Origin of the sequence: Paenibacillus baekrokdamisoli (assembly GCF_003945345.1) — a bacterium.
Taxonomy (GTDB): Bacteria; Bacillota; Bacilli; order Paenibacillales; family Paenibacillaceae; genus Paenibacillus_Z; species Paenibacillus_Z baekrokdamisoli.
Genome location: NZ_AP019308.1, coordinates 3,037,080 through 3,061,459 on the forward strand (window position 1 = coordinate 3,037,080; position 24,380 = coordinate 3,061,459).

The 24,380-nt window shown below is 45.2% G+C and carries 25 protein-coding genes; 11 read left to right on the top strand and 14 right to left on the bottom strand.

Going from position 1 to position 24,380, the window contains the following annotated elements:
• Positions 1-105: 105 nt before the first annotated feature.
• The 3 genes from EKN16_RS13730 (at position 106) to EKN16_RS13740 (ending at position 2,686) form a co-directional block, all read left to right on the top strand.
• Complete coding sequence (locus EKN16_RS13730; RefSeq protein ID WP_125666235.1) at positions 106-924, top strand: YitT family protein; 819 nt, start codon at positions 106-108, stop codon at positions 922-924.
• Positions 925-1,095: 171 nt separating this feature from the next.
• Positions 1,096-1,281, top strand: a complete 186-nt coding sequence (locus EKN16_RS13735) for a hypothetical protein (RefSeq protein WP_408636389.1) — start codon at positions 1,096-1,098, stop codon at positions 1,279-1,281.
• 208 nt (positions 1,282-1,489) lie between these two features.
• Positions 1,490-2,686 (top strand): putative glycoside hydrolase, encoded by a 1,197-nt coding sequence (locus EKN16_RS13740; protein ID WP_125657961.1) that lies wholly within the window; start codon positions 1,490-1,492, stop codon positions 2,684-2,686.
• 79 nt (positions 2,687-2,765) lie between these two features.
• On the opposite strand, the gene EKN16_RS13745 is transcribed toward EKN16_RS13740, so the two are convergent.
• From EKN16_RS13745 to EKN16_RS13760, 4 genes are all read right to left on the bottom strand, one after another.
• Entirely contained in the window at positions 2,766-2,969 is a 204-nt protein-coding gene (locus tag EKN16_RS13745; protein WP_125657964.1) for a DUF3906 family protein, read from the bottom strand.
• 126 nt (positions 2,970-3,095) lie between these two features.
• Positions 3,096-4,064: a 6-phosphofructokinase gene (pfkA, locus tag EKN16_RS13750; RefSeq protein WP_125657967.1), complete on the bottom strand. Its 969-nt coding sequence runs from the start codon at positions 4,062-4,064 to the stop codon at positions 3,096-3,098.
• 26 nt (positions 4,065-4,090) lie between these two features.
• On the bottom strand, positions 4,091-5,179 hold the full coding sequence (locus EKN16_RS13755) for a tetraprenyl-beta-curcumene synthase family protein (protein WP_232016412.1): 1,089 nt from the start codon (positions 5,177-5,179) through the stop codon (positions 4,091-4,093).
• Between the two features lie 28 nt (positions 5,180-5,207).
• On the bottom strand, positions 5,208-5,522 hold the full coding sequence (locus tag EKN16_RS13760) for a hypothetical protein (RefSeq protein ID WP_125657970.1): 315 nt from the start codon (positions 5,520-5,522) through the stop codon (positions 5,208-5,210).
• 165 nt (positions 5,523-5,687) lie between these two features.
• On the opposite strand from EKN16_RS13760, the gene EKN16_RS13765 reads away from it, so the two are divergent.
• On the top strand, positions 5,688-6,917 hold the full coding sequence (locus EKN16_RS13765) for an MFS transporter (RefSeq protein WP_125657973.1): 1,230 nt from the start codon (positions 5,688-5,690) through the stop codon (positions 6,915-6,917).
• A gap of 204 nt (positions 6,918-7,121) precedes the next feature.
• Here the strand turns inward: EKN16_RS13765 and EKN16_RS13770 are convergent, their stop codons facing one another.
• The 3 genes from EKN16_RS13770 to EKN16_RS13780 form a co-directional block, all read right to left on the bottom strand.
• Positions 7,122-7,850: a YebC/PmpR family DNA-binding transcriptional regulator gene (locus EKN16_RS13770; protein WP_125657976.1), complete on the bottom strand. Its 729-nt coding sequence runs from the start codon at positions 7,848-7,850 to the stop codon at positions 7,122-7,124.
• Positions 7,851-8,034: 184 nt separating this feature from the next.
• Positions 8,035-8,232, bottom strand: a complete 198-nt coding sequence (locus EKN16_RS13775) for a cold shock domain-containing protein (protein WP_125657979.1) — start codon at positions 8,230-8,232, stop codon at positions 8,035-8,037.
• A 78-nt stretch (positions 8,233-8,310) separates the two neighbouring features.
• Positions 8,311-9,012 carry a class I SAM-dependent methyltransferase gene (locus EKN16_RS13780; protein WP_125657982.1) on the bottom strand — a complete coding sequence of 234 codons (702 nt, stop codon included), beginning with the start codon at positions 9,010-9,012 and terminating at the stop codon, positions 8,311-8,313.
• Between the two features lie 198 nt (positions 9,013-9,210).
• Between EKN16_RS13780 and EKN16_RS13785 the strand changes: the two genes are divergently transcribed.
• From EKN16_RS13785 to pepF, 3 genes are all read left to right on the top strand, one after another.
• A complete protein-coding gene (locus tag EKN16_RS13785) occupies positions 9,211-9,444 on the top strand; it encodes a hypothetical protein (RefSeq protein WP_125657985.1) in 234 nt (77 codons plus the stop codon).
• 87 nt (positions 9,445-9,531) lie between these two features.
• Positions 9,532-9,711 carry a hypothetical protein gene (locus tag EKN16_RS13790; RefSeq protein WP_125657988.1) on the top strand — a complete coding sequence of 60 codons (180 nt, stop codon included), beginning with the start codon at positions 9,532-9,534 and terminating at the stop codon, positions 9,709-9,711.
• A gap of 175 nt (positions 9,712-9,886) precedes the next feature.
• The gene (gene pepF / locus EKN16_RS13795; RefSeq protein ID WP_125666239.1) at positions 9,887-11,677 is read left to right on the top strand and encodes an oligoendopeptidase F; all 1,791 of its coding nucleotides are present in this window, start codon (positions 9,887-9,889) and stop codon (positions 11,675-11,677) included.
• A 168-nt stretch (positions 11,678-11,845) separates the two neighbouring features.
• Here the strand turns inward: pepF and ssuE are convergent, their stop codons facing one another.
• Both ssuE and EKN16_RS13810 read right to left on the bottom strand, forming a co-directional pair.
• Complete coding sequence (ssuE, locus tag EKN16_RS13800; RefSeq protein WP_125666241.1) at positions 11,846-12,403, bottom strand: NADPH-dependent FMN reductase; 558 nt, start codon at positions 12,401-12,403, stop codon at positions 11,846-11,848.
• 336 nt (positions 12,404-12,739) lie between these two features.
• Positions 12,740-13,570: a DUF92 domain-containing protein gene (locus tag EKN16_RS13810; protein ID WP_125657991.1), complete on the bottom strand. Its 831-nt coding sequence runs from the start codon at positions 13,568-13,570 to the stop codon at positions 12,740-12,742.
• A 145-nt stretch (positions 13,571-13,715) separates the two neighbouring features.
• Here EKN16_RS13810 and EKN16_RS13815 point away from each other — a divergent pair, with 145 nt between their 5' ends.
• On the top strand, positions 13,716-14,861 hold the full coding sequence (locus tag EKN16_RS13815) for an HD domain-containing phosphohydrolase (protein WP_125657994.1): 1,146 nt from the start codon (positions 13,716-13,718) through the stop codon (positions 14,859-14,861).
• A 56-nt stretch (positions 14,862-14,917) separates the two neighbouring features.
• Here EKN16_RS13815 and EKN16_RS13820 read toward each other — a convergent pair whose 3' ends face one another.
• The 4 genes from EKN16_RS13820 to EKN16_RS13835 all read right to left on the bottom strand — a co-directional run bounded on the left by EKN16_RS13820 (position 14,918) and on the right by EKN16_RS13835 (position 18,929).
• Positions 14,918-15,664, bottom strand: a complete 747-nt coding sequence (locus EKN16_RS13820) for a glycerophosphodiester phosphodiesterase (protein WP_221226769.1) — start codon at positions 15,662-15,664, stop codon at positions 14,918-14,920.
• Positions 15,665-15,668: 4 nt separating this feature from the next.
• Positions 15,669-17,069, bottom strand: coding sequence for a CapA family protein (locus EKN16_RS13825; protein WP_125657997.1), 1,401 nt, complete (start codon positions 17,067-17,069; stop codon positions 15,669-15,671).
• Between the two features lie 118 nt (positions 17,070-17,187).
• A complete protein-coding gene (locus tag EKN16_RS13830) occupies positions 17,188-18,180 on the bottom strand; it encodes an MBL fold metallo-hydrolase (RefSeq protein WP_232016414.1) in 993 nt (330 codons plus the stop codon).
• Complete coding sequence (locus EKN16_RS13835) at positions 18,177-18,929, bottom strand: class I SAM-dependent methyltransferase (RefSeq protein WP_232016416.1); 753 nt, start codon at positions 18,927-18,929, stop codon at positions 18,177-18,179. The genes EKN16_RS13830 and EKN16_RS13835 overlap by 4 nt, the downstream gene beginning before the upstream one ends.
• Positions 18,930-19,227: 298 nt before the next feature.
• Between EKN16_RS13835 and EKN16_RS13840 the strand changes: the two genes are divergently transcribed.
• From EKN16_RS13840 to EKN16_RS13850, 3 genes are read left to right on the top strand one after another with little or no spacing between them, the layout of a single operon-like run.
• Positions 19,228-20,556, top strand: a complete 1,329-nt coding sequence (locus EKN16_RS13840; protein ID WP_125657999.1) for a spore germination protein — start codon at positions 19,228-19,230, stop codon at positions 20,554-20,556.
• Complete coding sequence (locus EKN16_RS13845) at positions 20,553-21,662, top strand: GerAB/ArcD/ProY family transporter (protein WP_125658002.1); 1,110 nt, start codon at positions 20,553-20,555, stop codon at positions 21,660-21,662. Before EKN16_RS13840 ends, EKN16_RS13845 begins: the two co-directional genes overlap by 4 nt.
• Positions 21,659-22,759 (top strand): Ger(x)C family spore germination protein, encoded by a 1,101-nt coding sequence (locus tag EKN16_RS13850; RefSeq protein ID WP_125658005.1) that lies wholly within the window; start codon positions 21,659-21,661, stop codon positions 22,757-22,759. The genes EKN16_RS13845 and EKN16_RS13850 overlap by 4 nt, the downstream gene beginning before the upstream one ends.
• Positions 22,760-22,761: 2 nt before the next feature.
• Here the strand turns inward: EKN16_RS13850 and fni are convergent, their stop codons facing one another.
• On the bottom strand, positions 22,762-23,838 hold the full coding sequence (gene fni, locus EKN16_RS13855; protein ID WP_125658008.1) for a type 2 isopentenyl-diphosphate Delta-isomerase: 1,077 nt from the start codon (positions 23,836-23,838) through the stop codon (positions 22,762-22,764).
• Between the last annotated feature and the right edge of the window lie 542 nt (positions 23,839-24,380).

Sequence of the window (24,380 nt, forward strand, 5' to 3'; positions counted from 1 at the left end):
AATATACAGTTCATTATAGCACAGTTACCTTCGCGAATACCAGCAAGTCTAAAATAGGCATACTAAGACCAACTAAAATCTGGTCTGAGGTGATCCATTTTGAGTATGACTCGTACTGCAGGTGTCATGCTGCTAAGCTCCCTGCTTATTGCTTTTGGCTTCAACCAATTACTTATTCCGCATAAAATGATAAGCGGTGGTGTCTCGGGGATCACCATGATTATCGGTTATGCGACTGCCCTAAACATCGGCTGGCTTTATTTTATACTGAATGTGCCTATTTTAATCTGGGGCTGGCGGGTGCTTGGTGTTCGTTTTGTGGGATGGAGTATGTTTTCTGTTGTGGCTACGACCATTGCGCTGCAGCTCATACCTATAAAACCAATTGTTACTGATCTTACGCTAGGTGCAGTATTCGGAGGCGTAGTCGTCGGATTTGGCAGTGGACTTTCCTTCCGTGCCGGCTCCTCTACAGGCGGTTTCGATATCATAGCGACCATTCTAACACGCAGACGGGATCTGTCTATCGGTATGCTGATCTTTGTCATGAATGGCGCCGTTATTGTAGCCTTAGGTTTGTTAACGAAAAATTGGGATATCGCTCTATTCTCCCTCCTCTCTATATTTACTACTGGTAAAATCATTGATCTTATCCATATCCAGCATGCCAAAGTTACGGCTTTTATTGTAACTAGCCAGACTGAAGCGCTGCGTTTAGCACTACTCCCCCTGCACAGAGGAATTACCGTCATTCGAACTCGTGGAGGCTACACCGATTCGGAGTATGACATGTTAATGACTGTCACGACCCGCTTCGAGCTGACACAGCTAAGAAAAATCATTTCATCAATAGATCCAAAAGCATTTGTAAATATTGTCGAGACGGTTGGAACTATGGGTGAATTCCGCAAACCGATTATATAAGTTTAGAAACTAAACGAATTGATGTCTCTCTTTACCCGACAAACATGGATTTTTCTTCCTACCCCTAGTTTTTTTGAAAGCTACTGCTATAATATAACTATCCCGTAGTAATTGTTTCATGCCTCATGTTTTTGCCCTCCATTACGATGAAAGGGTGATGCTTCGATGGATATGGAAACGGTTAGACTGTCGCGGATTGTTGAAAAGCTGGTGCCTGAGCTAGTGCCTTTCCTCACGGAGCGGGAATTGAATCTAAATATCGTGCTGCGCGATGGACTGGCCTTACTGGAACCGGATGACGCGATGGAGATTGTACAGCACAGCATTGAGCAACAAAGAGAAATGCTTTTGCAATAGCAAGTAGAAGTGGCTGGCTTATGCAGCCTTCTAAACGATTTAGAACGAGAACGGTTTTCCGTTCTCGTTCTTTTTTTGTCGACCATAAAACGCTCCTTTATTGCTTCACAGCCGTCCATTCACGTTTAATATCCTACAAAATAACTCTGTGCCTGATCGCAAAACTGCTTTATAATTTGATGTACAGAGCGTATGAGGAGAGAGTGCAATGGACACAATATTTTCAACTTTTTTATTATTATTTCATTTATTCACAGGAAGCAGCACTATGACTGGCCAAGAGAGCACTTCTACACATCAGATGCTCACCACACTATTAACAGCAACCACAGCACAGCAACCTGCCTCGACACTGCCTGGATCGACCGTTGATTCTGGACTAGGCACCGATCCTGCTAAGCATGATCCACAGCCAAATGCACCAAAAGTGAAAGGCATCTATGTGACAGCACATAGTGCAGGCGGATCAAGGATGGAATCCTTATTGAAGCTGCTTGACGATACACCGCTGAACAGCATGGTCATCGATCTAAAGGATGATAATGGTTATATTACCTATCCCACTCAAAATGCAGAATTGCTTAAGCTTGCCAAGCCGCAAAAGTACATACGCGATATGCCTGCTTTAATGGATCGTCTCAAGAAGCATGACGTTTACCCGATCGGCCGGATCGTTGTATTCAAGGATACTATACTTGCTCAGAAGCACCCTGAGCTTTCCTTCCGTTATAAAGACGGTACAGTTTGGAAAAATGGTAAAGGCGACAGCTTCGTAAATCCATATATGAAAGAAGTATGGGATTATAACATTGCGATGGCGAAGGAAGCCGTGCAGCTCGGGTTCAAGGAAATTCAGTTCGATTACGTTCGTTTCCCTGAAGGTTTCGAGAAGAAGGCAGATTCGCTCGTATTCACCAAAAACAAAGATACACGCGTTGATACCATTTCCGGTTTCGTCAAGTATGCAAAGTCACAGCTCGAGCCACTCGGTGTTCGGGTATCGGTTGATATCTTCGGATATGCTGCCTCCGTACCAGCAGCCGAGGGGATTGGACAGGATTTCGTGAAAATCTCGAAGCATGTGGATGTTATCTCGCCTATGATCTACCCGAGCCATTACAGCACAGGCTGGTTTGGGGTCAAGGATCCCGATAAGAATCCATACGCGACGATTAAAGGTGCGATGGTTGATACGCACAAGAAGCTTGATCCTATAGGCTCCTACAAGCCGGTCATTCGACCATGGATTCAAGATTTCACCGCTAGTTGGCTAGGTAAAGGGCATTATATACCCTACGGCAAAGCAGAGGTTGAAGCGCAAATTAAAGCACTAAAGGATACGAATGTTGAAGAATATCTCCTTTGGAATGCAGGCAATAAATATTCGGCCGATACAAAATTTTAAATGACAAAAGCCCCTCAGCTGCGAGTAAGGGATGGATGATGAATCCGTCCTCTCGCTCTCGCTGAGGGGCTTTTTTTTGTTACTGTTGCGGGATGAAGTAACCTGCGCCTGGTTCTGTTCGTTTCTTCTCGACAATCGCAGCTGATGTGATAATTGGTGATTTGATGTAGTGACGAGCGACATGACTCTCTACTACCGAAAAGGCTTTCTCATCTGTTTCGGCTAGAATAATTAAATGGGCAGATGTCGTTTCCATTTCGATTTCGATTTTATATAAGAACATGAATTATTTCCCCTCCGTTTTCATACAAGAATGATGACGATGAGCGCATATACCTGCAAAATGAAAACCTTATAGGGACGATAGCGAACACTCTACGCTCTGTCCATATAAGGTTTCTTTTAAGATTTATTGAGATAACCGAAGCGCTAGATTATATAAATCCATGTTGAACGGTTTCTTTGTATTGACAACTTTGTCGATATCGGTGACAACTAATTCTCCACGGATGATACCACAGCCTTTTCCTGATTCGCCTTCCATTAGCTTCCGAACCGCAAAATCACCCAGCTGGCTTGCTAGTATCCGGTCGTTATGAGTCGGCGAACCGCCGCGCTGAATATGACCCAGTACCGTTACACGCGGTTCCATGCCGCAGCGCTGTTCAATTCCTCTTCCGATCTCTTCTCCTGTGCTTGCGCCTTCAGCAACGATAATAATACTATGGCGTTTTCCTGAAGCAAAGTTTTCCTTCATCCGGTTTGCAACCTGATCGATGTCGAATGGTACTTCCGGCACAATAATGGTCTCTGCTCCGCTTGCAAGCCCTGCATATAAGGCAATATCGCCACAGTGACGACCCATAACTTCAACAACGGACGAACGCTCATGGGAAGTCATCGTATCGCGCAGTTTGTTAATTGCATCGACTACGATGCTAACGGAAGTATCAAATCCGATTGTATAATCGGTGAACGGAATATCATTATCGATTGTCCCAGGCAAACCCATCGTCTTGATCCCAAGCTTACAAAGCTTATTAGCGCCTTGATAAGACCCATCTCCACCGATAACAATAAGACCTTCGATACCGCGTTCACGAAGTACTTCCGCACCCTTCTGCTGGCCTTCTGGCGTCATAAACTCCTTACATCTAGCGGTTTGAAGAATCGTACCTCCACGTTGGATAATATCCCCTACGCTTCGCAGATCCATTGGACGCAAATCATTATTAAGAAGACCTTGATAACCCCGCTGTACACCGTAAACCTCTACACCGTAATAAAGCGCACTTCTTACAACTGCGCGAACAGCAGCGTTCATTCCTTGTGAATCCCCACCGCTGGTCAATACGGCAATCGATTTAACTGCTGACATTCCCATCCACTCCTCTTATCATCTCTTTATTTATCTGCTATCTTCGCCTGCTTCCGTATGACAATACTGTTCACCCAAAAGAAAAGCCGAGTGAGCGGACTTTTTCTCATCAATCGTTTGGAGACGCGCTGTACATCGACTTGACCCCGTACCTTAGGGTCTGATAGATACAAAGCGAGCAGCCCTTCAATCACCATGCGGTGAAACTGCCATCCTGGAAGAGCAAGTACATCTTGACGCGCTTGCTCAACCATATCTCCAATTCTCTCAATAAGCTTGGTCTGATCCTCATAGTAGTTACAAAAATTCAGATCCCCGCCGATGCGGTCCTCTTCTTGATCAATTAAGTAGTCCAGCATTATATGAAGCCCACAAACATATGGGAAGTAAGCATCTAAGGCAATACGTGCATCTTCTTCCGTTACACCTTCTTCTGCAGCAAAAAGAAAAAGTAGAAACATCCCAAGCGTTGATCCAGTCGCAGCAGCAAACTCATTCCAGCGCAGATTAGGCACCTTGTGACGATGATTCTCCCACCACGCAAGCAGCTCCGGTTCGCGACTTTCCTTGACAATATGCTTATTAACCTGCAAATCGCCGTATAAACGGACAAGCTCAGTTACAACAGGCTTTACACTGTTATAAGAAGGGAGCTTCTTTACACAGATTTGGCAGGTAGAAACGAGCTCTTGCAAATAGCCGCCGTCATCACGTTCACTTCTAAGTGCATAATAGTCTCGAAGCGGCGACTCGGGTTCTATAGCATCCAGCATGGATTGGTGTAATAGTCGAAAATCATCAGGGTCAAGTGATGTGCTTCGGTCACATAGGTTGTCCAAATAATCACTAATCGTCTGCAGCGATACGATAAGCGGTATTAATATGTGACGCTGACGTAAGTTAGCGGCGGCGTAAACGCCACCTCCCTGACAGTGAAACTCTTTACTATCCATACTTGCGATTGCTTGTGTTCTCAATTCCTTGTCTGGAATACGCTGCGCAATGACTCTGAGCCGATTAAGTTCAGCTTTCACTCCAGGGAGCACATATTTGTAAACCCGGATCATTAAAGGAACGGGCGACTTTGGTATTTGACGAGCTGATGGCGATTTCATACTAGACGCCCTCCTCGGCCAATTCCCGTTAGGAATGGCGACGCGATTCAATCTCTTGATTGATGCGGTACCAGATATGTAGATCATTAATCCGGCTTGCAAGCTCCGCAATATCCGAGTTTATTGTACAGGAGGTTTCAAAATCCTCCTCCTCGAACAGCTCTGCTTGCTTCACATGAATCAAAAGTTCAAAAGCGAATACACGGTCAGGGATCGAGCCGCGGATAATTTCCCATTGCGTTACAATGAATGCTTGCTCCTCATTACTGAATAATTCAAAACTACGATCCAGTTCAGGAAGCGAGATACCCAGACGTTCGTTCCATAGGAAAAGATGATTCACGATCAAAAACCTCCATGCACTAATGTACCATTTCAGAGAGTACAAATCCAGCGCGAAAACATGTTCGCCATATGCTATACTGGGGTTTATGGTTACGATATCAACGGCCTCGCTGTATCCTCTGGGCAAGACAGCTTGAGCGTTTTATATGGAGTGAATGACAGCATGGGGTTATCAAATTCAAGCTCAACAACCGCAACAACAGCAGCAGGCCAATCCATCCCTTCCTCAACAACAATCAAACCGGCGGCTGCAAGAAAAGAAACAACTGCCCTTCGAACGTTTAGTTTCGCTTCTTATATGACGATGGCCATGATTGTTTCCTATTTCCCTCTCTTCTTCATGGATCGCGGCTATAGCGCCTTACAAATAGGAATTATTTACTCGACCGGTCCGTTTATATCTATCTTTGCCAATCTATTGTTTGGAGCATTAAGTGACAAATACCGAACGATCAAAAAGATCATGACAGTACTCTTATTCGGACAGTTAGTCATGATTTCATTGCTTCTCACAACCGATACTTTTCTTGTCGTGTGCTTCATTATGCTGGCATTTTACTTTTTCCAGACGCCTGTCAATCCACTTAGTGACAGTTTGATTTTGTTATCCAGTCAATATACAGGAACACCCTATGCTCTCATTCGTATATTCGGTTCACTAGGATTTGCCTTCGCTGCTTTCGCTATGGGGCAGCTTCTGAAGCTAACGGGATCATCCGCTACTCTGCTCCTTACATTAGGTACAATTGCCATAACCTGCTTGCTCACCCTTCGATTGAAGGACTATCAGGGCTCGATGAGAAAAATTGAATTCTCTGGCTTTTATAAGCTCATCCGCAAACCAAGCATCGTTAGCTTCTTCATAATCGTGCTTATCGTTTCGATTTCTCATCGGATGTATGAGGGGTTTCTAGCTGTCACAATGCGCCAGATGGGAGCAAGTGATTCACTCGTTGGTATCGCTTGGCTTACGTCCGCTTGCAGTGAAATTCCCGTTCTATTCCTCCTTGGAAAGTATGGCCACAAATTCAAGGAGCTGCCTCTGCTCGCGGTTGCCAGCTTCATGTACGCCGTTCGGTTCTGGTTAGTAAGCGAAGTCACTTCTCCCATTTGGATTATTCCGATACAAGCGATGCACAGCATAACCTTCGGCATTTATTTCGCAACCGCCTTACGTTATTTGTCCCTAATTATTCCTGATGAATATAGAGCGTCAGGGCAAGCGGTATATGCCGTCGTATTTAGCGGTTTCGCCGGCGTCATTAGCGGGATGATCGGTGGAAATGTATATGAGCATTTTGGAAAAACGACTTTCTTCCATTTAGCCATGGTCCTTGCTCTCATTGCTTCGGCCAGCTTCCTGGTCAAACACTATGTAACCAATCGTTCTTAAAAGCTAGTTGAGAAGCTTATACACACGAAGAAACGGCTAGCGCCGTCCTTGGCGGCGAAGCAAGTTTCTTCCCTCTGAAATATAAGCAAAGTATAGAGGAAACTTATACTTTCTTATATTTTGAATGGCAACGAATAACAGCCTTACAGCTTTCATCTTGAATGAAAGGTGTAAGGCTGTTATTGTCTAAAACTCAGGAAGCAATTATTCGTCTTCGCCTTCAATCTCGAAGTTTACATACACATCTTGCACATCCTCATTATCTTCAAAGGCGTCCATCATTTTTTGCAGCTTCTCGGCGTTCTCGCCTTCGGATTTGACCGAGTTTTGCGGCAGCCAGCGTACGCCTGCATTGACGAATTGATAGCCTTCGTTCTCAAGTCCATTCTTCACCTGCTCGAACTCATGCGGATGTGTCAGAACCTCGAAGCTATCTTCGTTGACGATAACGTCCTCTGCACCATTCTCTAAGGCTTGCATCATCATCGTATCTTCGTCTGTTTCAAATTGCTCCCTATCAATAACAAGTAATCCCTTATGATCGAACATATAAACAACGCAGCCGCTCTCTCCCATATTGCCGCCCCGTTTGTTAAAAATCGAGCGAACGTCTGCAGCCGTACGATTGCGATTATCCGTTAGACAACGCACCATAATGGCAACTCCCCCTGGTCCGTAGCCTTCGTACATAATTTCTTCGTACTCCACGCTGTCGGAAGCTCCCGCCGCTTTCTTAATCGCACGCTCAATGTTATCACTTGGCATCTGTTCGGCACGCGCAGCAGAAATAGCTGTCTTCAGAGCAAAGTTGGATTCCGGATTGGGTCCACCCTTGCGGGCATGTACATAAATTTCACGAGCCAATTTGACGAATTTATTATTTTTAGCCTGATCGGCCTTACCTTTACGGTCTTTAAACAACTTAAACTTCATGGCGATCTCTCCCCTTAACGTTAAATTCCATTAAACAGTTTATCATCTAGAAGCCCACTTGGTCAAAGGATTGGAAGCCATGCAGGTAAGAAACTTATGCTTTTTGAACATTAAAAAAACCCGACAATGAATGTCGGGTCTTCATGTATGCATCAACGCATGAAATGGATAGAAAGAAATTGTTCTATAACTTGATGACGTTAGCAGCTTGCGGGCCACGGTTGCCTTGCGTAATATCAAATTCAACCGACTGACCTTCATCCAGAGACTTGAATCCATCGCCTTGAATAGCAGAATAATGAACGAATACATCTTCTCCACCCTCGACTTGAATGAATCCGTAGCCCTTCTCGGCGTTAAACCACTTCACAGTTCCTTTCAAATGAACAACCTCCTAAAATGAACACCGTCTAAAACGACGGCTTCTTAATATTATATATGCGAGTGCACCCATTATCAATCATATTGATATATAAATTCCCAATTCGGAGCCTGGAATAAATGGCAGCTTGGTCTTGAAAAAGCCAGTACTTCCGCCATTTTTCTCAATATCCAAGGCAAGCTGATCGAGAAAGCTGTATGGCTTCCATTTGAGCGACATAAGCGGATAAATGCGTACACAACCACCAGGCTTACAGACACGCATCATCTCTAGAACCGCTTGCAGATGGAACGGATAATCGAACTGTTCCTCGTAGAGAAATAAAAAATGGCTGCAAAGAACGAGTGAGAACTGTCCATTGTCGAAGGGTAAATTCGGGAGACTTCCAACCTTATATCGAAGCGCACGCTGTTCCTTGTTTTCATAATGGGACGCGAATCTTTTCAAGGAAGCTTCTCTTCCTGCACGATGTTTGGTCATGTCTCCGTAATAAGATAAATCCAACTGATTGGCCAATTTCATCAGCTTGCCTGTTGAAACCTCTATCTCTTCGTCCGCATCAGCGATAAGCTGCTCTGGTTCCAAAGCATATCTGGGATCAACTGCAAATGCTTCGTACCCTTTGTGGAATGCATCTGCTGTAAACGATGAACCCCCTGCAGCGATATCAAGAATTTGACCCTCTGTCAGGTCACTTTCCTTCAAATCGAACATCTGTAAATACTCATCAAAACTTCGGCAAGTTATCGAAACACCTATCTGCTCATAACCTTGCTGCATGGCTCATCTCTCCTCTTCTCATCTCTACTCTGCTCATCTCTTCTTGACTACTTCCTGCTCTGCCGCTGCCCTCTAATTCCATGATCCTAACAGAACAGCTAACGGTTTACATAGTTTAACATATGAATTATTTGATTTCCATCCCTTATTACGGCTATGATGAAGGGTACGAGCATGTATGTTGAAAGGATGATCCTAATGTTTAAGAAAGTACAAATCTACAAAACGGACAAGTATAATATGCTGAATGTTGAAGTACAGGGAAAAACGCTCATTGTGAGGGAAATTTCCGATCAATGGGGCGAGGAATGCCACACCTTCGTTAGCCGTCCAGAGATGCTTCACTGGGCACAAAATCGCTTCAAACCGGAAGCTTTCGTCGGTCGTGAAGAAGAGTATAAAGAAATTTTTGAAGCCTTCCGTTCTGTTTAATTGAAGGAGAAGGAAAAATCATCCTGCATATCGAACATATCAGATGCGAGGGTTGCATAGGTTGTGCGGAGGGGAGAGCTTACGAAAGTGGATACAACAGCTACGATTATTTTCATCATCGCAGCCTTTTCATTGGGCATCATTATTATTTTGCAGCGAGATAAAATTCCTGCAAGCATGCGCAGAGGATTCGCTATCGCTTCAATTGTGTTTATTGCTTTTGCTTTTTTCCTAATTGTTTATAGTTTAACAACTATGGGTTCATAATGAAGCGCTCAGCAGGCTAAACTAGGGGCAAACGATTGTGGAGCGTGAGCATATGAAATGGCTGCCTATTGTATTGTCCCTTACCCTGCTGCCAGTTACTGGCACTGCCCCTTATCGTACAGCACCCGATTCAGCAGCCTCAACCACTATAAAGCATCAACCGAGGAGGATTTCGATGAGCCAATTACCTAAACGTTCTGAAACCGCGCCTGAGTACCACTGGAAGCTTACCGATTTATTTGCGGATCAATCCGCATGGGACAAGGATTATGCGAAGGCGAAGGAACAAATGAAGCAAGTCGATGCCTTTGAAGGAAAGCTATCTGATCCAAAACAGCTTAAAGCTTGCTTCGAGCTTGAAGATGAGCTATCACTTCATGTTGAGCGTCTCTATGTCTATGCCAATATGAAGCATCATGAAGACACAGCTGAGCCCACTTATATGGCGCTCTCCGATAAATCAAAAAAGCTTAGCGTTGAAACTGGAGAGGCACTCTCCTTCATTACACCAGAGGTGCTCAGTCTCTCAGATAAAGATTTAGAAGCTTTGATCAACAATCCGGAGCTTGCCAAATATCGCCACACGCTAGAAGAAATGCGTCGCCAGAAAGCGCATATCTTGTCCAAATCAGAAGAAGCACTGCTCGCACAAGTCGGTAATATTAGTCAAGCGCCAGGCACGATTTTCAGCTTGCTCAATAATGCCGATCTTAAGTTTCCAAAGGTCAAAGACGAGAATGGCGAAGAGGTAGAATTGACGCAAGGCCGTTACATACAGTTCCTCGAAAGCAAAAATCGCGAGGTTCGCGAGGCAGCCTTCAAAACGATGTACGAAACCTACGGCAAACTGAAAAACACCCTAGCAGCAACACTTAGCGCCAACGTCACTAAAAACACCTTCTATTCCCGTGCTCGTAAATACCCATCTACGTTGGAAATGTCCCTTTATGGTGATAACATTCCGAAGGAAGTTTATGAGAACCTGATTCATACGATCCATAAATATCTCCCTTTGATGCATCGCTACATGGAATTGCGGAAAAAGCTGCTTAAGGTTGATGAGCTTCACATGTATGATCTATTTGCTCCGCTTGTCGATGAATTCAAAATGGATATTACGTTTGATGAAGCAAAAGCTACCGTTAGCAAAAGCTTGAATCCACTAGGTGAAGATTACTTAAAAGTGTTGAATCAAGGCTTTACTAACGGCTGGATTGACACCTATGAGAATGAAGGCAAACGCAGCGGTGCATACAGCTGGGGCGCGTTCGGCACGCATCCCTATGTGCTGTTGAATCATAAAGATAACTTGAACAGCATGTTTACACTTACCCATGAGATGGGCCATGCGCTTCATTCTTACTACTCGGATAGCAATCAAGACTATCGAGATGCCCAGTATACGATCTTCCTGGCTGAGGTAGCATCTACACTTAACGAAGCTCTCCTTATGGATTACATGCTGAAGAAATCAACGGATCCGAAGGAAAAAATGTATCTGCTCACCTATTACGCAGATCAATTCCGGACGACCGTATTCCGTCAAACGATGTTTGCTGAGTTTGAGAAAATCATCCATGAGCAAGCCGAAGAAGGCGTATCGCTGACTCCACAAGAATTAAGCAAAATCTATTATGACCTGAACAAGCAATACTATGGAACAGGAATGGTTATTGATAAAGATATTGAAATGGAATGGGCCCGCATCCCACATTTCTACACAAGCTTCTATGTATACAAATATGCGACCGGGTTCTCCGCAGCTACAAGCTTCTCGAAACAAATTCTCGAGGAAGGCGCTCCTGCAGTTGAGCGTTATCTTGGCTTCTTGAAGAGCGGCGGCAGTGACTACTCCATCAATATTCTAAAAAAAGCTGGCGTCGATATGTCGACACCAGAGCCAATCGAGCAAGCGATGAGCGTATTCGAGAATCTCATCGAGCAAATGGAACAGCTAACAAAATAAGAAGATGTAAGGATAACAAAAAGAGCAGCGAATCCAGTAATGAGGAATCGCTGCTCTTTTTTGTGTGCTCTTCAATAAAACGCTACCCTCATGATCTGCTGGTGCTGCCGGAAATCAGAATGCCACTGCATCCAGCTCTTTTCCATAAGGATGCAAGGGATCTACGGGCTATGTTTGCGGCGCCACTTCAGGTGCAAAGAGCGCAGTCGCTTCCACAAACCCAGCAACTGCTGCGTTAAGGCGTAGAATCAGCTCTTCTTCAAGAATGAATGAGCCATCTTCCGTTTTTGTAATTTGTTTATCTACTGCATAGACACCAGCTGTAATATGTCTTGCATATAAGGCGGATAACACAGGCTTCAACGCATAATCGATGGCAAGTAAATGTGCAATCGTGCCTCCAATGAACAATGGAAGGATGACCTTTCCTTCTAGACCCTTCTGAGGAAGTAAATCCAAATAAGTTTTCAAAACGCCCGTGTAAGCTGCTTTGTAAACTGGACTAGCAATAACAATCGCATCTGCTTCTGCTACAATTCGGTTCGCTTCCACAATAGACGGGCTGTCGAAGCGGGCTAGAATCAAATCCTCAGCTGGAAGTGAGGCTACATGAAGGAATCTAACGTCCAGTCCGAGAGATACAAGTCTTTCTTCAATATGGTCTACAATGCCATTTAATCGCGAGATGGGATTGGGGCTACCTGAGATAATGACTACTTTGGGCATAATTTTCTCACTCTCCATGTTCATGTTTAATGTTGAATGTCGAAAAGAGATCTCATATTCCAGCATCTAATCTATCCTTAGTATATATTTTTAATTCCAAGCTGTAAACTATGAATTAAACATGAATAATAAGATTTAGATCTACTTATCCGGAGGATAGAGAATAATTCGGCCTTCTTCCATCTCAACATGAACTTTGTTCTTTTCTTTGAATTCATCAGCTTGCAGATAGGTTGAAGGAATCTGCAGACGCCCTGCTTTATCAATTACCGCGTACTCTACATGACTCTCCTAGGTTGTGAACGCATTACCGTTCCCTCGTTACCAGTCATTATTTTATCCGTAAAAGATTAAGCCAATAGCCCACGCCAACAAACCGGCGATGGCTGAAGATACTAGGTTCACGGCATCATTGGTCATCCATGCGCAGCCGCGTATTCGTAGGGCAGCGACACCGCAATGTTCTGCGCGCTCCATCTCGCTTCCGCAGATACTGCAGCGGTACATCGCTTGCACGGTCGCGCCGAGCAGCGAGTCAGCGTATGCGCCTGCGAAGCCAGCCACTGCGGCCGCAGCAATGAGCCCGCCAGATGTCACCCCAGCAGGAGCCAATAGCGCAGCAATTACGCCGATGAACACAGCGCCAATAAGAGCAGCGGCGCTGCCGAGCGGCGTAACGCCGCCGCTCGTGCCTGGAGCCACAGCCTTGCCGCTAAGCAGCGCACGCGGCGCGGTGCGGCTTAGCGCTCCGATCTCGGTGGCCCATGTGTCGGCATTCACTCCTCCCATGACACCAACAAAAGCATAGAGCCAGCCAGCCCCTGGCCAACATGCATGCCCTGCACACAGAACAAGACCTAAACCACCATTCGCCCATACCTGAAGGGCGTCTCTACGGCCGGTCTTCGCGTAAGTGCTTTCGGCTTTCCGCTTCGTCCGGTGATGCCGTTTCCACTTCGACCAAACGGAGGAGGAGATGAAAAAAGCGAGCAGGACACTGAACCACATAGGGTCACCAAGTGTAACATAACAGGTTCCCATAACTATCGCTGACCAAGCACCCGATAGAGATAAAGAGCGCAGCCGATAAGCCACTACAGCGATAAATGAACTCCCGATTGCGCCTATAAAAAACCTGATCCACCATTCTGTAATCCAATGCTCCATAATCATCTCTCCTTTCTCATAATTCTCTTACAAATAATCAGAAAATACCGAATTCATGCTTTGCAGCGTTCATGCTTTACTGTAGTATTAACTATAAACGACTACATAGAGGAAAAACTGTCGAACAAGGAGTGTCGTTGCCCTTATGCACAAAAAGAACGACGCAGCTTCTATACCCTCCGCTGCTGTGAATGAGCGGACACCTGAGCAGCTTCTACGCATTATCTTTGAGTATACAGCTAAGATAGGCAGCGAGCGCAGTTTGCACAGCGTTCTACTTTTAATGGCCGATATGGGCCGTGAAATGATATTGGCTGATCGCTGTACAGTATGGCTGATTGACCATACACGAGACGAACTCTTCACAACAATTGCACATGGAGTTAATGAGATTCGCATTCCGCTTGGGACCGGCTTTGTCGGCCATACGGTTGTGACTGGAGAACCTCTATTAATTGATGATGCGTATAGCGATGTCCGCCATAATGCAGAGAATGATCGTCGCACAGGGTATCGAACGAAGTCCATTATAACCGTACCTTTCGTTGGTAATGACGGTACAATTATCGGCGCTTACCAAGCTATAAATAAATTAACACCGAATGCTGTCTTTACCGAGCATGACTTAGAACAATTGAAGCTGGCTGCTTCCTATGCAGGCAAGTCGCTCGAATCCGTCATGCTGCATGAGGAAATCATGGCTACGCAGCGAGAGATTATTTTTGTTATGGGTCAGATCGGGGAGAGCCGTTCAAAGGAAACCGGCAATCATGTTAAGCGGGTTGCGGAATATTCCTACATCCTAGCTCGAGGTTATGGGCTGAGCATCCATGAAGCGGAGCAGCTGAAGATGGTTTCACCCATGCATGATATCGGCAAAGTAGCGATACCTGATGCTATTCTCAATAAGCCTGGCAAGCTGACGGAAGAAGAGTTCAATAACATGAAGACTCATACGGATATCGGATATAATCTATTGAAATCCTCTAGCCGCGAGCTTATCAAGACAGCCGCTATCGTCGCTCATCAGCATCATGAGAAATGGAATGGAACAGGTTACCCAAGAGGTATTAGCGGTGAGGACATTCATCTTTATGGCCGTATCACTGCAATTGCCGATGTATTCGATGCGCTGGGCAGTGAACGTGTATACAAAAAGGCCTGGGAGCTCGACCGTATTTTAGCACTGTTCGAAGAGGAACGCGGCCGCCATTTCGACCCTGACCTTGTCGATGTGTTTATGGACAATCTGCCTCAAATTCTAGAAGTACGTGAGAATTACGTAGATTAACAGCACCATATAGAAAGAGAATCGGCTATTCCTCAAGAGGGGATAGCCGATTCTCTTTATTCATGCAGCTCCCTCAGCGCTTGTCCGAAGCGGTCAGGATAATTCGTGCAAATTAATATCGTCGGATCAAGCTTGGTCAGTCGTTTCATCATCGCGATGTCATTAACCGTCCATGCCATGACGGTTATGTTAGCATCTTGCATGGTCTTCATCAATGCCGAAGAAATGCTGGCATATCCGATCGATAGGAAGCTGGCATCTAATCGCTGCAAATCGGTTAGAAGTGTCCATGGCGCTAAATCAGTAATCAGACCCGTTCTTATATCCTTCGACAGCTGACGAACGGTTTGCAGCGCCCCGGAATCAAATGACGTAAGTACAGAATCATGCTGCAATCCCTTCTTATAGAGCAGCTCCACGACCTTCTGCTCCAGTCCCGGATAGCGACCTCCATAGGTCTTCAGCTCGATATTGAGTCGGCAGCGCCCGATAGTCGCATCAAGTACCTCTTCTAACGATGGAATTCCCTCCGCTGGAAGCTGCTTGGAATACCAGCTCACTGCATTCAGACTTGATAATTGCTTGGCAGTGAAGTCAGCAACACGACCAGATCCGTCGGTCGTCCGCTTCAACATATCATCATGAATAACAACAGGAATACCATCAGAGGACAATTGCACATCTAGTTCAATCCACTCTACATATGGAAAAGCTAAAGCTTCACGAAATGCCTCCATTGTATTCTCAGGTGCAAGACCGGAAGCACCGCGATGAGCTACACAGGAATGGGTGATATCGCTCATTTGTCTACTCCTTCGCTTTAATAAAGCCGTTTTTATCCAGCGTTGACTGAATCGAAATACTGGATATTCGCTTCAGAAGCTGAACTGCCTGATCGCCTTCAATCGGGTTCGGCTGTGAATTAACAGCACGCATGGGATGGAACTGAAGGGAGCAATCCCCTTTTGCCGTACAAACAGCATCCAGAACCCCCGTATCCTTCGTTTTATCCGTTGCCGTCATATTAAAAATAAAATTGCCAAGGCTATACGAAATCCATTTCCCCTTATAGCGTTCAAATCCTTGCAGGACATGCGGATGACTGCCAACAATTAAATCTGCCCCAGCATCGATATAGGCATGTGCTAATTGCTTTTGGACTGCATTGGGATTATCGGATCGTTCAATGCCCCAATGCACCATCACAATAACGAGATCTGCTTGCTGCTTCGCTTCTCTGATTGCTTTCAAGGCTCTTGTCGCATCATAGGTCTCTGCAACTCCTGCACGATCCTTCTCCGCCTTCCAAGAGCCAACCGGAACCACTCTTGTCAGCCCAATATAAGCAACACTTATACCCTTCGCCTCCAGAATAACTGGCTTGAATGCTTCCGCATCATCATGTCCAGCTCCTATATTGGGCATACTCACTTTATTGAGATAATCAACGGTATCCAGCAGCCCTTCTACCCCTTGATCAAGAGTATGATTGTTGGCTAGATTAACAATATCAAATCCAGCTTCCTTGAGTGCCGGAAGAGACTTTGGCGAACCCTTGAACACAAAGGATTTATTGGTTGCAGGCACGCCGCGCTCGGTAATGGGGGTCTCCAGATTAGCCGCCATGAGATCTGGCTTCGTTAGAAAAGGCAAGGCCTTTGCATATGGATATTCGTAGCCATTCTTCTTCATCAGACTATCAACCGAAGCCGCTAACAAAATATCGCCAACAAAGGATAACGTTACCTTACTCTCACCTTCCACGGAAGGATTACCGCCATTGTTTGTATTATTGCCATTCTCTGTATCTGTGCCAGTATTCGTGCCTGTACCATTGTTGTCTGTCGGGCCATTGTTCGGGCCATTGTCCGAACCTTTGTCTGTACCCTTATCTGGGATGTTTTCGTTGCCCTTATTACTAGGATTCGACGAACCATCTTCTCCTTTATCAGCATCTTTCTTACTAGAGTCATCCTCCTTGGTAGGATTGGCTCCATTACCCGAGGGAGCATCCCCATTATCCTGCTGCTTTACGGTGCCTGATGCATCGGGTTGCTTTTTAGTTCCGTCCGTATTCATGAAAAAATAAATAATAACTAGTGCGCCAATAATAACTAGCATGGAGAGATTAATAATGACAAGCCGCTTCATTCGGCGTGACTTGCGTTTTTTATTATGCTGATGCGATTCTGAACGTGATACAAACATTGAAAGTAAGCTCCTTTAGAAACGAGTAGGATATAAAAGAAAAGAGCAGGATTCAAACACAATCCCACTCATTATACCAGCATTTACCTATCGTTGATAGGATCGATTCTCCTATAAATCATGTTCTATAAGTCATAATACCTGCTTGCTTTTCAGCCGTAATACGATCTAATCGTTCCAAATGAAAGAGATGCGCTAATGTCTCCGACATCGCGAAGCGAAATTGATGAATGTTACCGGCAATCCGCGCTCCAAACAGCTTCTCGCACATTTCGAAGCCCGTATAAGCCTTTTCTTCAAGCAGCTTCTGCATGGCATCTAACCTGCGATCATGATGCTCTATAATTTCATTAATTCGAGTTTCAAAATTTGAGAAAGGATCCCTATGGCCTGGAAAAGCAAGCTCGACATTATAGAGTCTAAGCTGCCTTAGACTATCAAGAAACTGCTGCAAAGGATCCTCTTCCTCGCCGGGAACGACGCTAATATTCGGTGTAATGTTCGGCAGCACTTGATCGCCGCAAAACATCCATCGACGTTCAGGAGAATAAAAGCATAGCTGACCTCGTGCATGACCAGGCGCAGCAATACTTTGATAACCATATCCGCCAATCATTAGGGTCTGCCCCGCTTCAATAAAGGTCACTGTCGGCTGTGGAGAAACCTTCTCTACGAAGCTCTCCAGATGTGGATCGATTTGATCCAATACAGACTTGGGCGTATCATGCTGAGCATAGAGCGATGTTAAATCGGATCCGAAAGAACGATTTTCTCCCCAAAGTCTCTGCGCATAGGCATAAGATTGTCGTGATAGAAGTACAAGAGCACCTGTACGCTCCTGAAACCAGCCAGCTAGACCATAATGGTCGGGATGCTGATGTGTTAGCAGAATGGTATGAATGCGATCCACTTCGATGTGATGATTAGTTAAAACAGCAGTCCATGTATCTAAAGCTTCGGAAGTATGCAGTCCAGGATCAATGAGTGTGTACCCCTTCTCATCCTTCACCAAATAACTATTTACCCATTTCAATGAAAAAGGCAGCGGCACTTTGACCTGCATGATCTCTCCTGGCCACCATACAGCGGTGGTTAAGCCCTGTTCGGTCAAGCAGAAACCCTCCCTACCATAATAATTCTTGGCGATCTCTCCACATCATAAGCATCGCCTTCATAATTCCCGAAAACCTGTTCAAGAGTAAGGCCGGCTTCAATAAGCGCTCCTCTAAACCAGTCTAAAGGGAGTAATTGGACACGCTCCTCATAACTGCGGGATTCCTCATTCTTACCGACTGGACCGATATTGATTTTTTTCACTACCCAGTCATTCTCTATCGCTCTAACCTCTTCAATATGTAGGCCTGACTCCTCATCGATACGTTCCGATCGAGAGACAAGATTCGCTTTCACATAAGCGCCATTCATAAAATCAATCAAAAACCGCCCGTCCTTCTGCAAAACTCGGCGTATCTCCTTTAGAACACGGGAATTATCGGACTCCTCTGGGAAATAACCAAAGGACGTGAACAGATTAACCGTTGCTTGAAACTGACCATCCTCGAAAGGCAGCTCGCGCATATCCCCTTGGACAAGCTTTTCGATTAAACCCTCTATGTTATGCTCTCTGGCCTTTTCTAGCAAGGCATTAGACAGATCAATTCCCGTCACATGAAACCCTAAATTAGCGAGCGCTAGCGCATGTCTACCCATTCCACAACCAATATCGAGAATAGATGCCCCATCTGGGAGTGCCAGCCAACTGGCCATACGCTGTACCTCAGTCTCTGCCTGCTGCCAATTCCGATGGCGATAAACAATCATATAATCAGAGCCAAAGCTCCGCTCGTACCATGCTGTCAAGTAAGTTCCTCCTTCTACTGCTCCATACCTATGATGCCTTTAATTGTACTGCAATGACGGTCATTATGGCAAAAAGCTCTTTTGAGTGGCATAATTTTCTTCCTCTTGTTCCATACTAATCCAGCTAGCTTTAAAGCCAGTTTTCCTACGGAAAACTTAAAGTTTACGCTTTCGATGCCAGTTTTCCTGCGGAAAACTTAAAGTTTACGCTTTCGAAGCCAGTTTTCCTGCGGAAAACTTAAAGTTTACGCTTTCGATGCCAGTTTTCCTACGGAAAACTTTTAGGAGGATAAGAATCATGTTGAATCGAATTGACCTATTATTCGCGCAAGCTAAAGATCTCACCACGTATCGCGTTAATAATGACAACTTCATTATTGAGGTCGCTTATATCTCAACGCTATGTGATGAAAGTAAAGTGAGCGACTATATTCTCGTTCCATTCATGAAGCATACGCAGCCATTCGATGAAATTTTGAAACAGAATCCATCCTTTAATTTACTTGAGGATCCTGCAAAATGGGGAGATACGCTTCTGCGCGGCTTCGTGCTCATTCATTTGAATGATAAGATTTACTCGCTTGATGCGGCTCGTATCATTCGTAATGTGAATCCGCAGACGACCGTAGAGACCGCTATCCTCGGCCCGCAGGTCGCGCTTAGTGAAGATTTGATCGATTCTATCAACATCATACGTAATCGTTATCCATCGCCTGAGCTTTCCATAGAAGAACAGACACTCGGTTCCATGTCCAAAACTCGCGTCCAAATCATATTTGACAGCCGCAGAGTGGATCCTAATGTGCTGAGTGCCGTCAGAGAGAAGCTGCTCTCCATCGAAATCGATTTTCTAACAGCGACCGGTCAGCTCGAACGAGAGCTTGGAGATTATTACAAGCTATTCCCGACTATGATGATCAGCGAGCGCCCCGATCGGATATGCTACCAAATACAGAAGGGTAAAGTCGTACTTATTATGCAAGGATCTATGTTTGCGCTTATTTTACCAGCGACCTTCTATGACTTCATGCATGCAGTTGATGATGATTACGACTCCTTTTGGATGACAAGATTCTTGATTTTTCTTCGATACACAGGTGTTATTCTGACGATAACGCTGCCTGCTCTTTATGTATCTATTGTCTCGTATAATCCAGAGATATTCCGCGTTCAGCTCTCGTTCTCCATTGCGGGAAGCCGAGCCGCTGTGCCATACCCGTCTTTCATTGAAGTAATGATTATGCTCTTCATGATTGAATCACTTATCGAGGCGAGCGTACGTCTGCCCAAATATATTGGCTCAACAGCTACAACAGTTGGCGGATTGATTCTCGGACAAGCCGCTCAGCAGGCCGGATTAGTCAGCAGTATCATGATTATTGTTACGTCGGTCGTAGCAATCTCAAATTTCGTCGTACCTGTTAACAATATGTCTTCCTCGATCCGTTTCTTGAAATATCCATTAATTGCAGCTGCCATTTTCTTTGGCATTACTGGAGTAACCATAGGCATATTCGTGTACATTGTGTATTTGGCGGACTTAAGAAGCTTTGGTAAGCCTTACTTTAGATTCTTCGGTAAAACGACTCATCATGTCGGTGATATTGGACAGGTGAACAAGCCATGAACCGTTATTTCTATTACAACGTATTTCTCGTCAGTCTCTTAAATTTATTGATTTTCGTCCCGCATATTCTAGTTCTTTACCGTTATGACGGGGCCATTACATCGATGGTGCTTGCTGCTGCTGTAGGAAGTACAGTTGCTATCGTATTCACCAACATCTTGCGAAAGTTTCCTGGCCAGGGATTACCGGAAATTCTAGATCAGTTCCTGCCTAGACCCTTTACCATCGCGCTCTTGATTTTCATGGCCGTCATGTGGTTGATTGCATCTTCCATTGCGCTTGTCTCCTATGCCGTGCTAATCAATCGATTCTTTAACCCGGACACAAGCCCGTTTGTTGTCCTCTTATTTATGGTGCTTGTATGTGTGTATACAGCTAGTCGCTCCTCTTTAACGGTCATGTTCGTAATCGAGATGGGATTAATCATTAATATGCCATTACTCGCCTTCCTGCTGATTAAAGCCGTTCGAAGTAATGCGATCGATTGGGATGCCATTCGCACCATCGCCAATTATTGGAGAGAATCGCCTAAGCTTCGTCCCTTTGCAGCTGCGACGTTTGTGTTCACGGGCTATATTAATATGGCCATCTACAATCGGCTCGCTCCAGCGAATTTTCGCCTTCGCCATCGTTGGATGATTCCGGCCTTTGGAACGCTTATTTTACTCATTACGTTCTTTGTACCTATTGGCTTCCATGGAACGGAAACGGTCGATGACTATTTGTACCTTTGGAGTGTAACGTCTGATTCGATGCTGATGAGTTACGGCTTCATTGAGCGGGTTATCTTCTTCTTCTTGCTGCTATATTTGAATCTAACCCTTATATACACAACCTCCGGTTGGCATCAGGCCATGGAGTTTGTTAAGAGCTGCATGCCAAAAAAACGGGATCCAAAATCTGGAAAGCATAATACGCCTTTAATAAATTGGATCGTTACAGGTGTATTCGCCATAATCACGCTGTCTTACTCCGAGCTGTTCGATGAAAAGGAGAATTTCTATATCTCGATCTACTGGCTGATCTTCCGCATGTTCATCGAGGTTGGAACAGTCATTTTCCTGTTCATCCTTATTCGGACCAAAAGGAGGAAGCCTTCCGTATGACCTATAAATCACTTCGTCTAGTTGCAGTACTCATTCTTCTGGCGAATATGATAGCTGGCTGCGGCTTTAAAGATATCGACAAACGTTTCTTTGTTGTTGCGATGGGGATTGATAAGCCCAAAAACGATGGAAAAGGGTATCTTATCACGCTTCGTCTTGCCGTTACTTCACCTAAGATTGAACCGGGTGCTGCCATTACACAAATAGAAACCATTAAAGCGCCTTCCATTGCCGAAGCAGTCAGACTAATAAAATCACATGTCGATAAAGAGCTGGATTTTGGCCATTGCAAGCTTTATTTACTTGGATATGAGTTTGCGAAGCATGACTATAATGAATTGCTAAACTGGCTAGGCAGACGCCGCGATGTACAGAATGTAGCCCACTTGGCGATCGGTACACCAGACGCAAAATCGATTATGAAAATCAATCCAAAGACCGAGCGTTACTCTGGCAATATGATCTTTCTCTTATTCGGCAAGGATGGAACGGAATCGTCTTATATCATCTCACAATTTCTTTTTGATTTTACACGCAGTGTGGGAGAAAAAGGACTGGATCCAGTGCTTCCTATTATGCGCGGCGTGCCAGAAGGCTATGTCATAACAAAGCTGGGTCTATTAAACAAATCCAAACTCGTTCTGACACTAAACCCAAATGAAACGGAACTGTTTAACCAAATTAGAAACGAGTACGCTAAATCCACCGTCACCGCGAAGATAAGGGGGAGCATTCTGGTGCTTTCAGTCGGAAATATAAAATCCAACTATAAAATCATTCAAGAAAAAGACGGCTCTCATGTCGTAAAGTTGAATCTTCGGATAAAAGGAATCTTCGAGGAAGCCCCCATGGGCGTATATGATTGGAATTGGACTAAATTAGAGGCGAGCTTCAATAAACAGGTAGCCAAAAAAGCGGAACGCCTGCTTCTCAAGATTCAAAAAGCAGGCGTTGATCCATTCGGCTTTGGACTTCGCTACCGAGCTACTCATAGAGGCAGTGAAAAAACATGGAAGGACTGGAAGTCTATCTATCCAGAACTGAAATTCGAGGTTGATGCTGTTGTTAAAATTGAAGGAACTGGGCTTATTCGTTAAGGTTACCGCTTCACTAAGCTAGCCGTTGAACGAAGCTCAGGAAGTGAGCCTGCACCGATACCAAACATCGCTGTCCGAAGCTCAAATTCGATTTGCTCCATTTGCTTTTGAAGCTCGTTAACACCATCGTTTTTCATTGCTGCGCCGGCAAGAAGTGATCGGCCATATCCCGCTAGGTCTGCACCAAGTGCGATGGCCTTAGCCGCATCGACGCCATTCCTCAGACCACCGCTTGCAATGATATACGAATCAGGAAGTGCTGCTCTTACTTCACGTACACATTCCTCTGTTGGTATACCCCAATCAGCGAAAGCTGCGGCTGCATCTGCGCGCAAGGGATCACTGGAACGGTATTTCTCAACCTGGCTCCAAGAGGTTCCGCCTGCTCCCGCCACATCAATAAAAGCAGCCCCCGCTTCTATTAAGGCAGTGGCTGTTTTGGCGTCGATTCCCCAGCCGACTTCTTTAATACCCACGGGTACACCTGCATAACGGCATACGTCACCGATCCGCGCAAGAAGTCCACGAAAATCCGTATCGCCCTCTGGCTGGAACACTTCCTGCATGCTGTTCAGATGCAGAACAAGCCCATCGGCCTCCGCAAGCTCCACTGCGCGACGGCATTGGTCAACACCATAGCCGTAATTCAGCTGTACCGCTCCTATATTTGCAATAATCGGAATTGTGGGGGCTTCTCTGCGGACAACAAATGTCTCTGCCAGTTTCTCATTCTCGATTGCTGCCCTCATGGAACCAAGGCCCATGGCCCAGCCCCGTGACTCGGCTGCCTCGGCTAACCGGCGATTAATCATGGATGCTTCACCCGTCCCGCCGGTCATGGAGCTGACAAGCAGCGGTGCATTCATTCTTTTGTCCAAAAAGGTAGTTGTCATATCCACTTCCGAATAAGCAAGCTCTGGAAGCGCACAGTGACGGAAACGATATTGATCAAATCCGGTCTCAATCCCGATGCTCTGTACCTGCTCCTGTAAGCAAATACGAATGTGTTCACCCTTACGCTTCATCGTAGTCATATACTGCTCTTCTCGCTCTTGCTCTGATGTCCGATCGTCTGCCATGGGTCTAACCCCTCCAACCTATCCTATATATGAGAAAAAATTTTTTGAATTTGTTTATTTAAGGACACTCTCAAAGATCCGCTTCGCAACGAGCTGAACGGATTGGGTCACAATTGGTGTCCTAGCTCACGAGCTAATTAACCGAATGCTACTACTATAGCGTATGTACCGCCCTCAACGCCATAAACTCCCAGCTCTATTTCAACAAACATATGTGAGCATGACGAATATTGCGGGTGCAGCATAAGGTGACAATCCTAATCGGGTAAATCAACCACACTGCTATCTTCAAAAAGGTTGCGAATTGCAGGGGCCAATCGATAAATCTTAACATAATCATCGAACCTGCGTCCAGCAGTAGCCAATGCTACACGGAAGTGCCTTGGCAGCGTTATTGAGTTATTGTGCTTGATCCGCGATAAAACCAATAGCCGACCCGATCAAGGACGCAAAGGAGCTTCCGAGCGCTCCACAGCCAGAAGCAGCGTGCGAAGTGCCTATCTATTATATTTATGACAAGCTTTTTCTTGTCATTCATATCT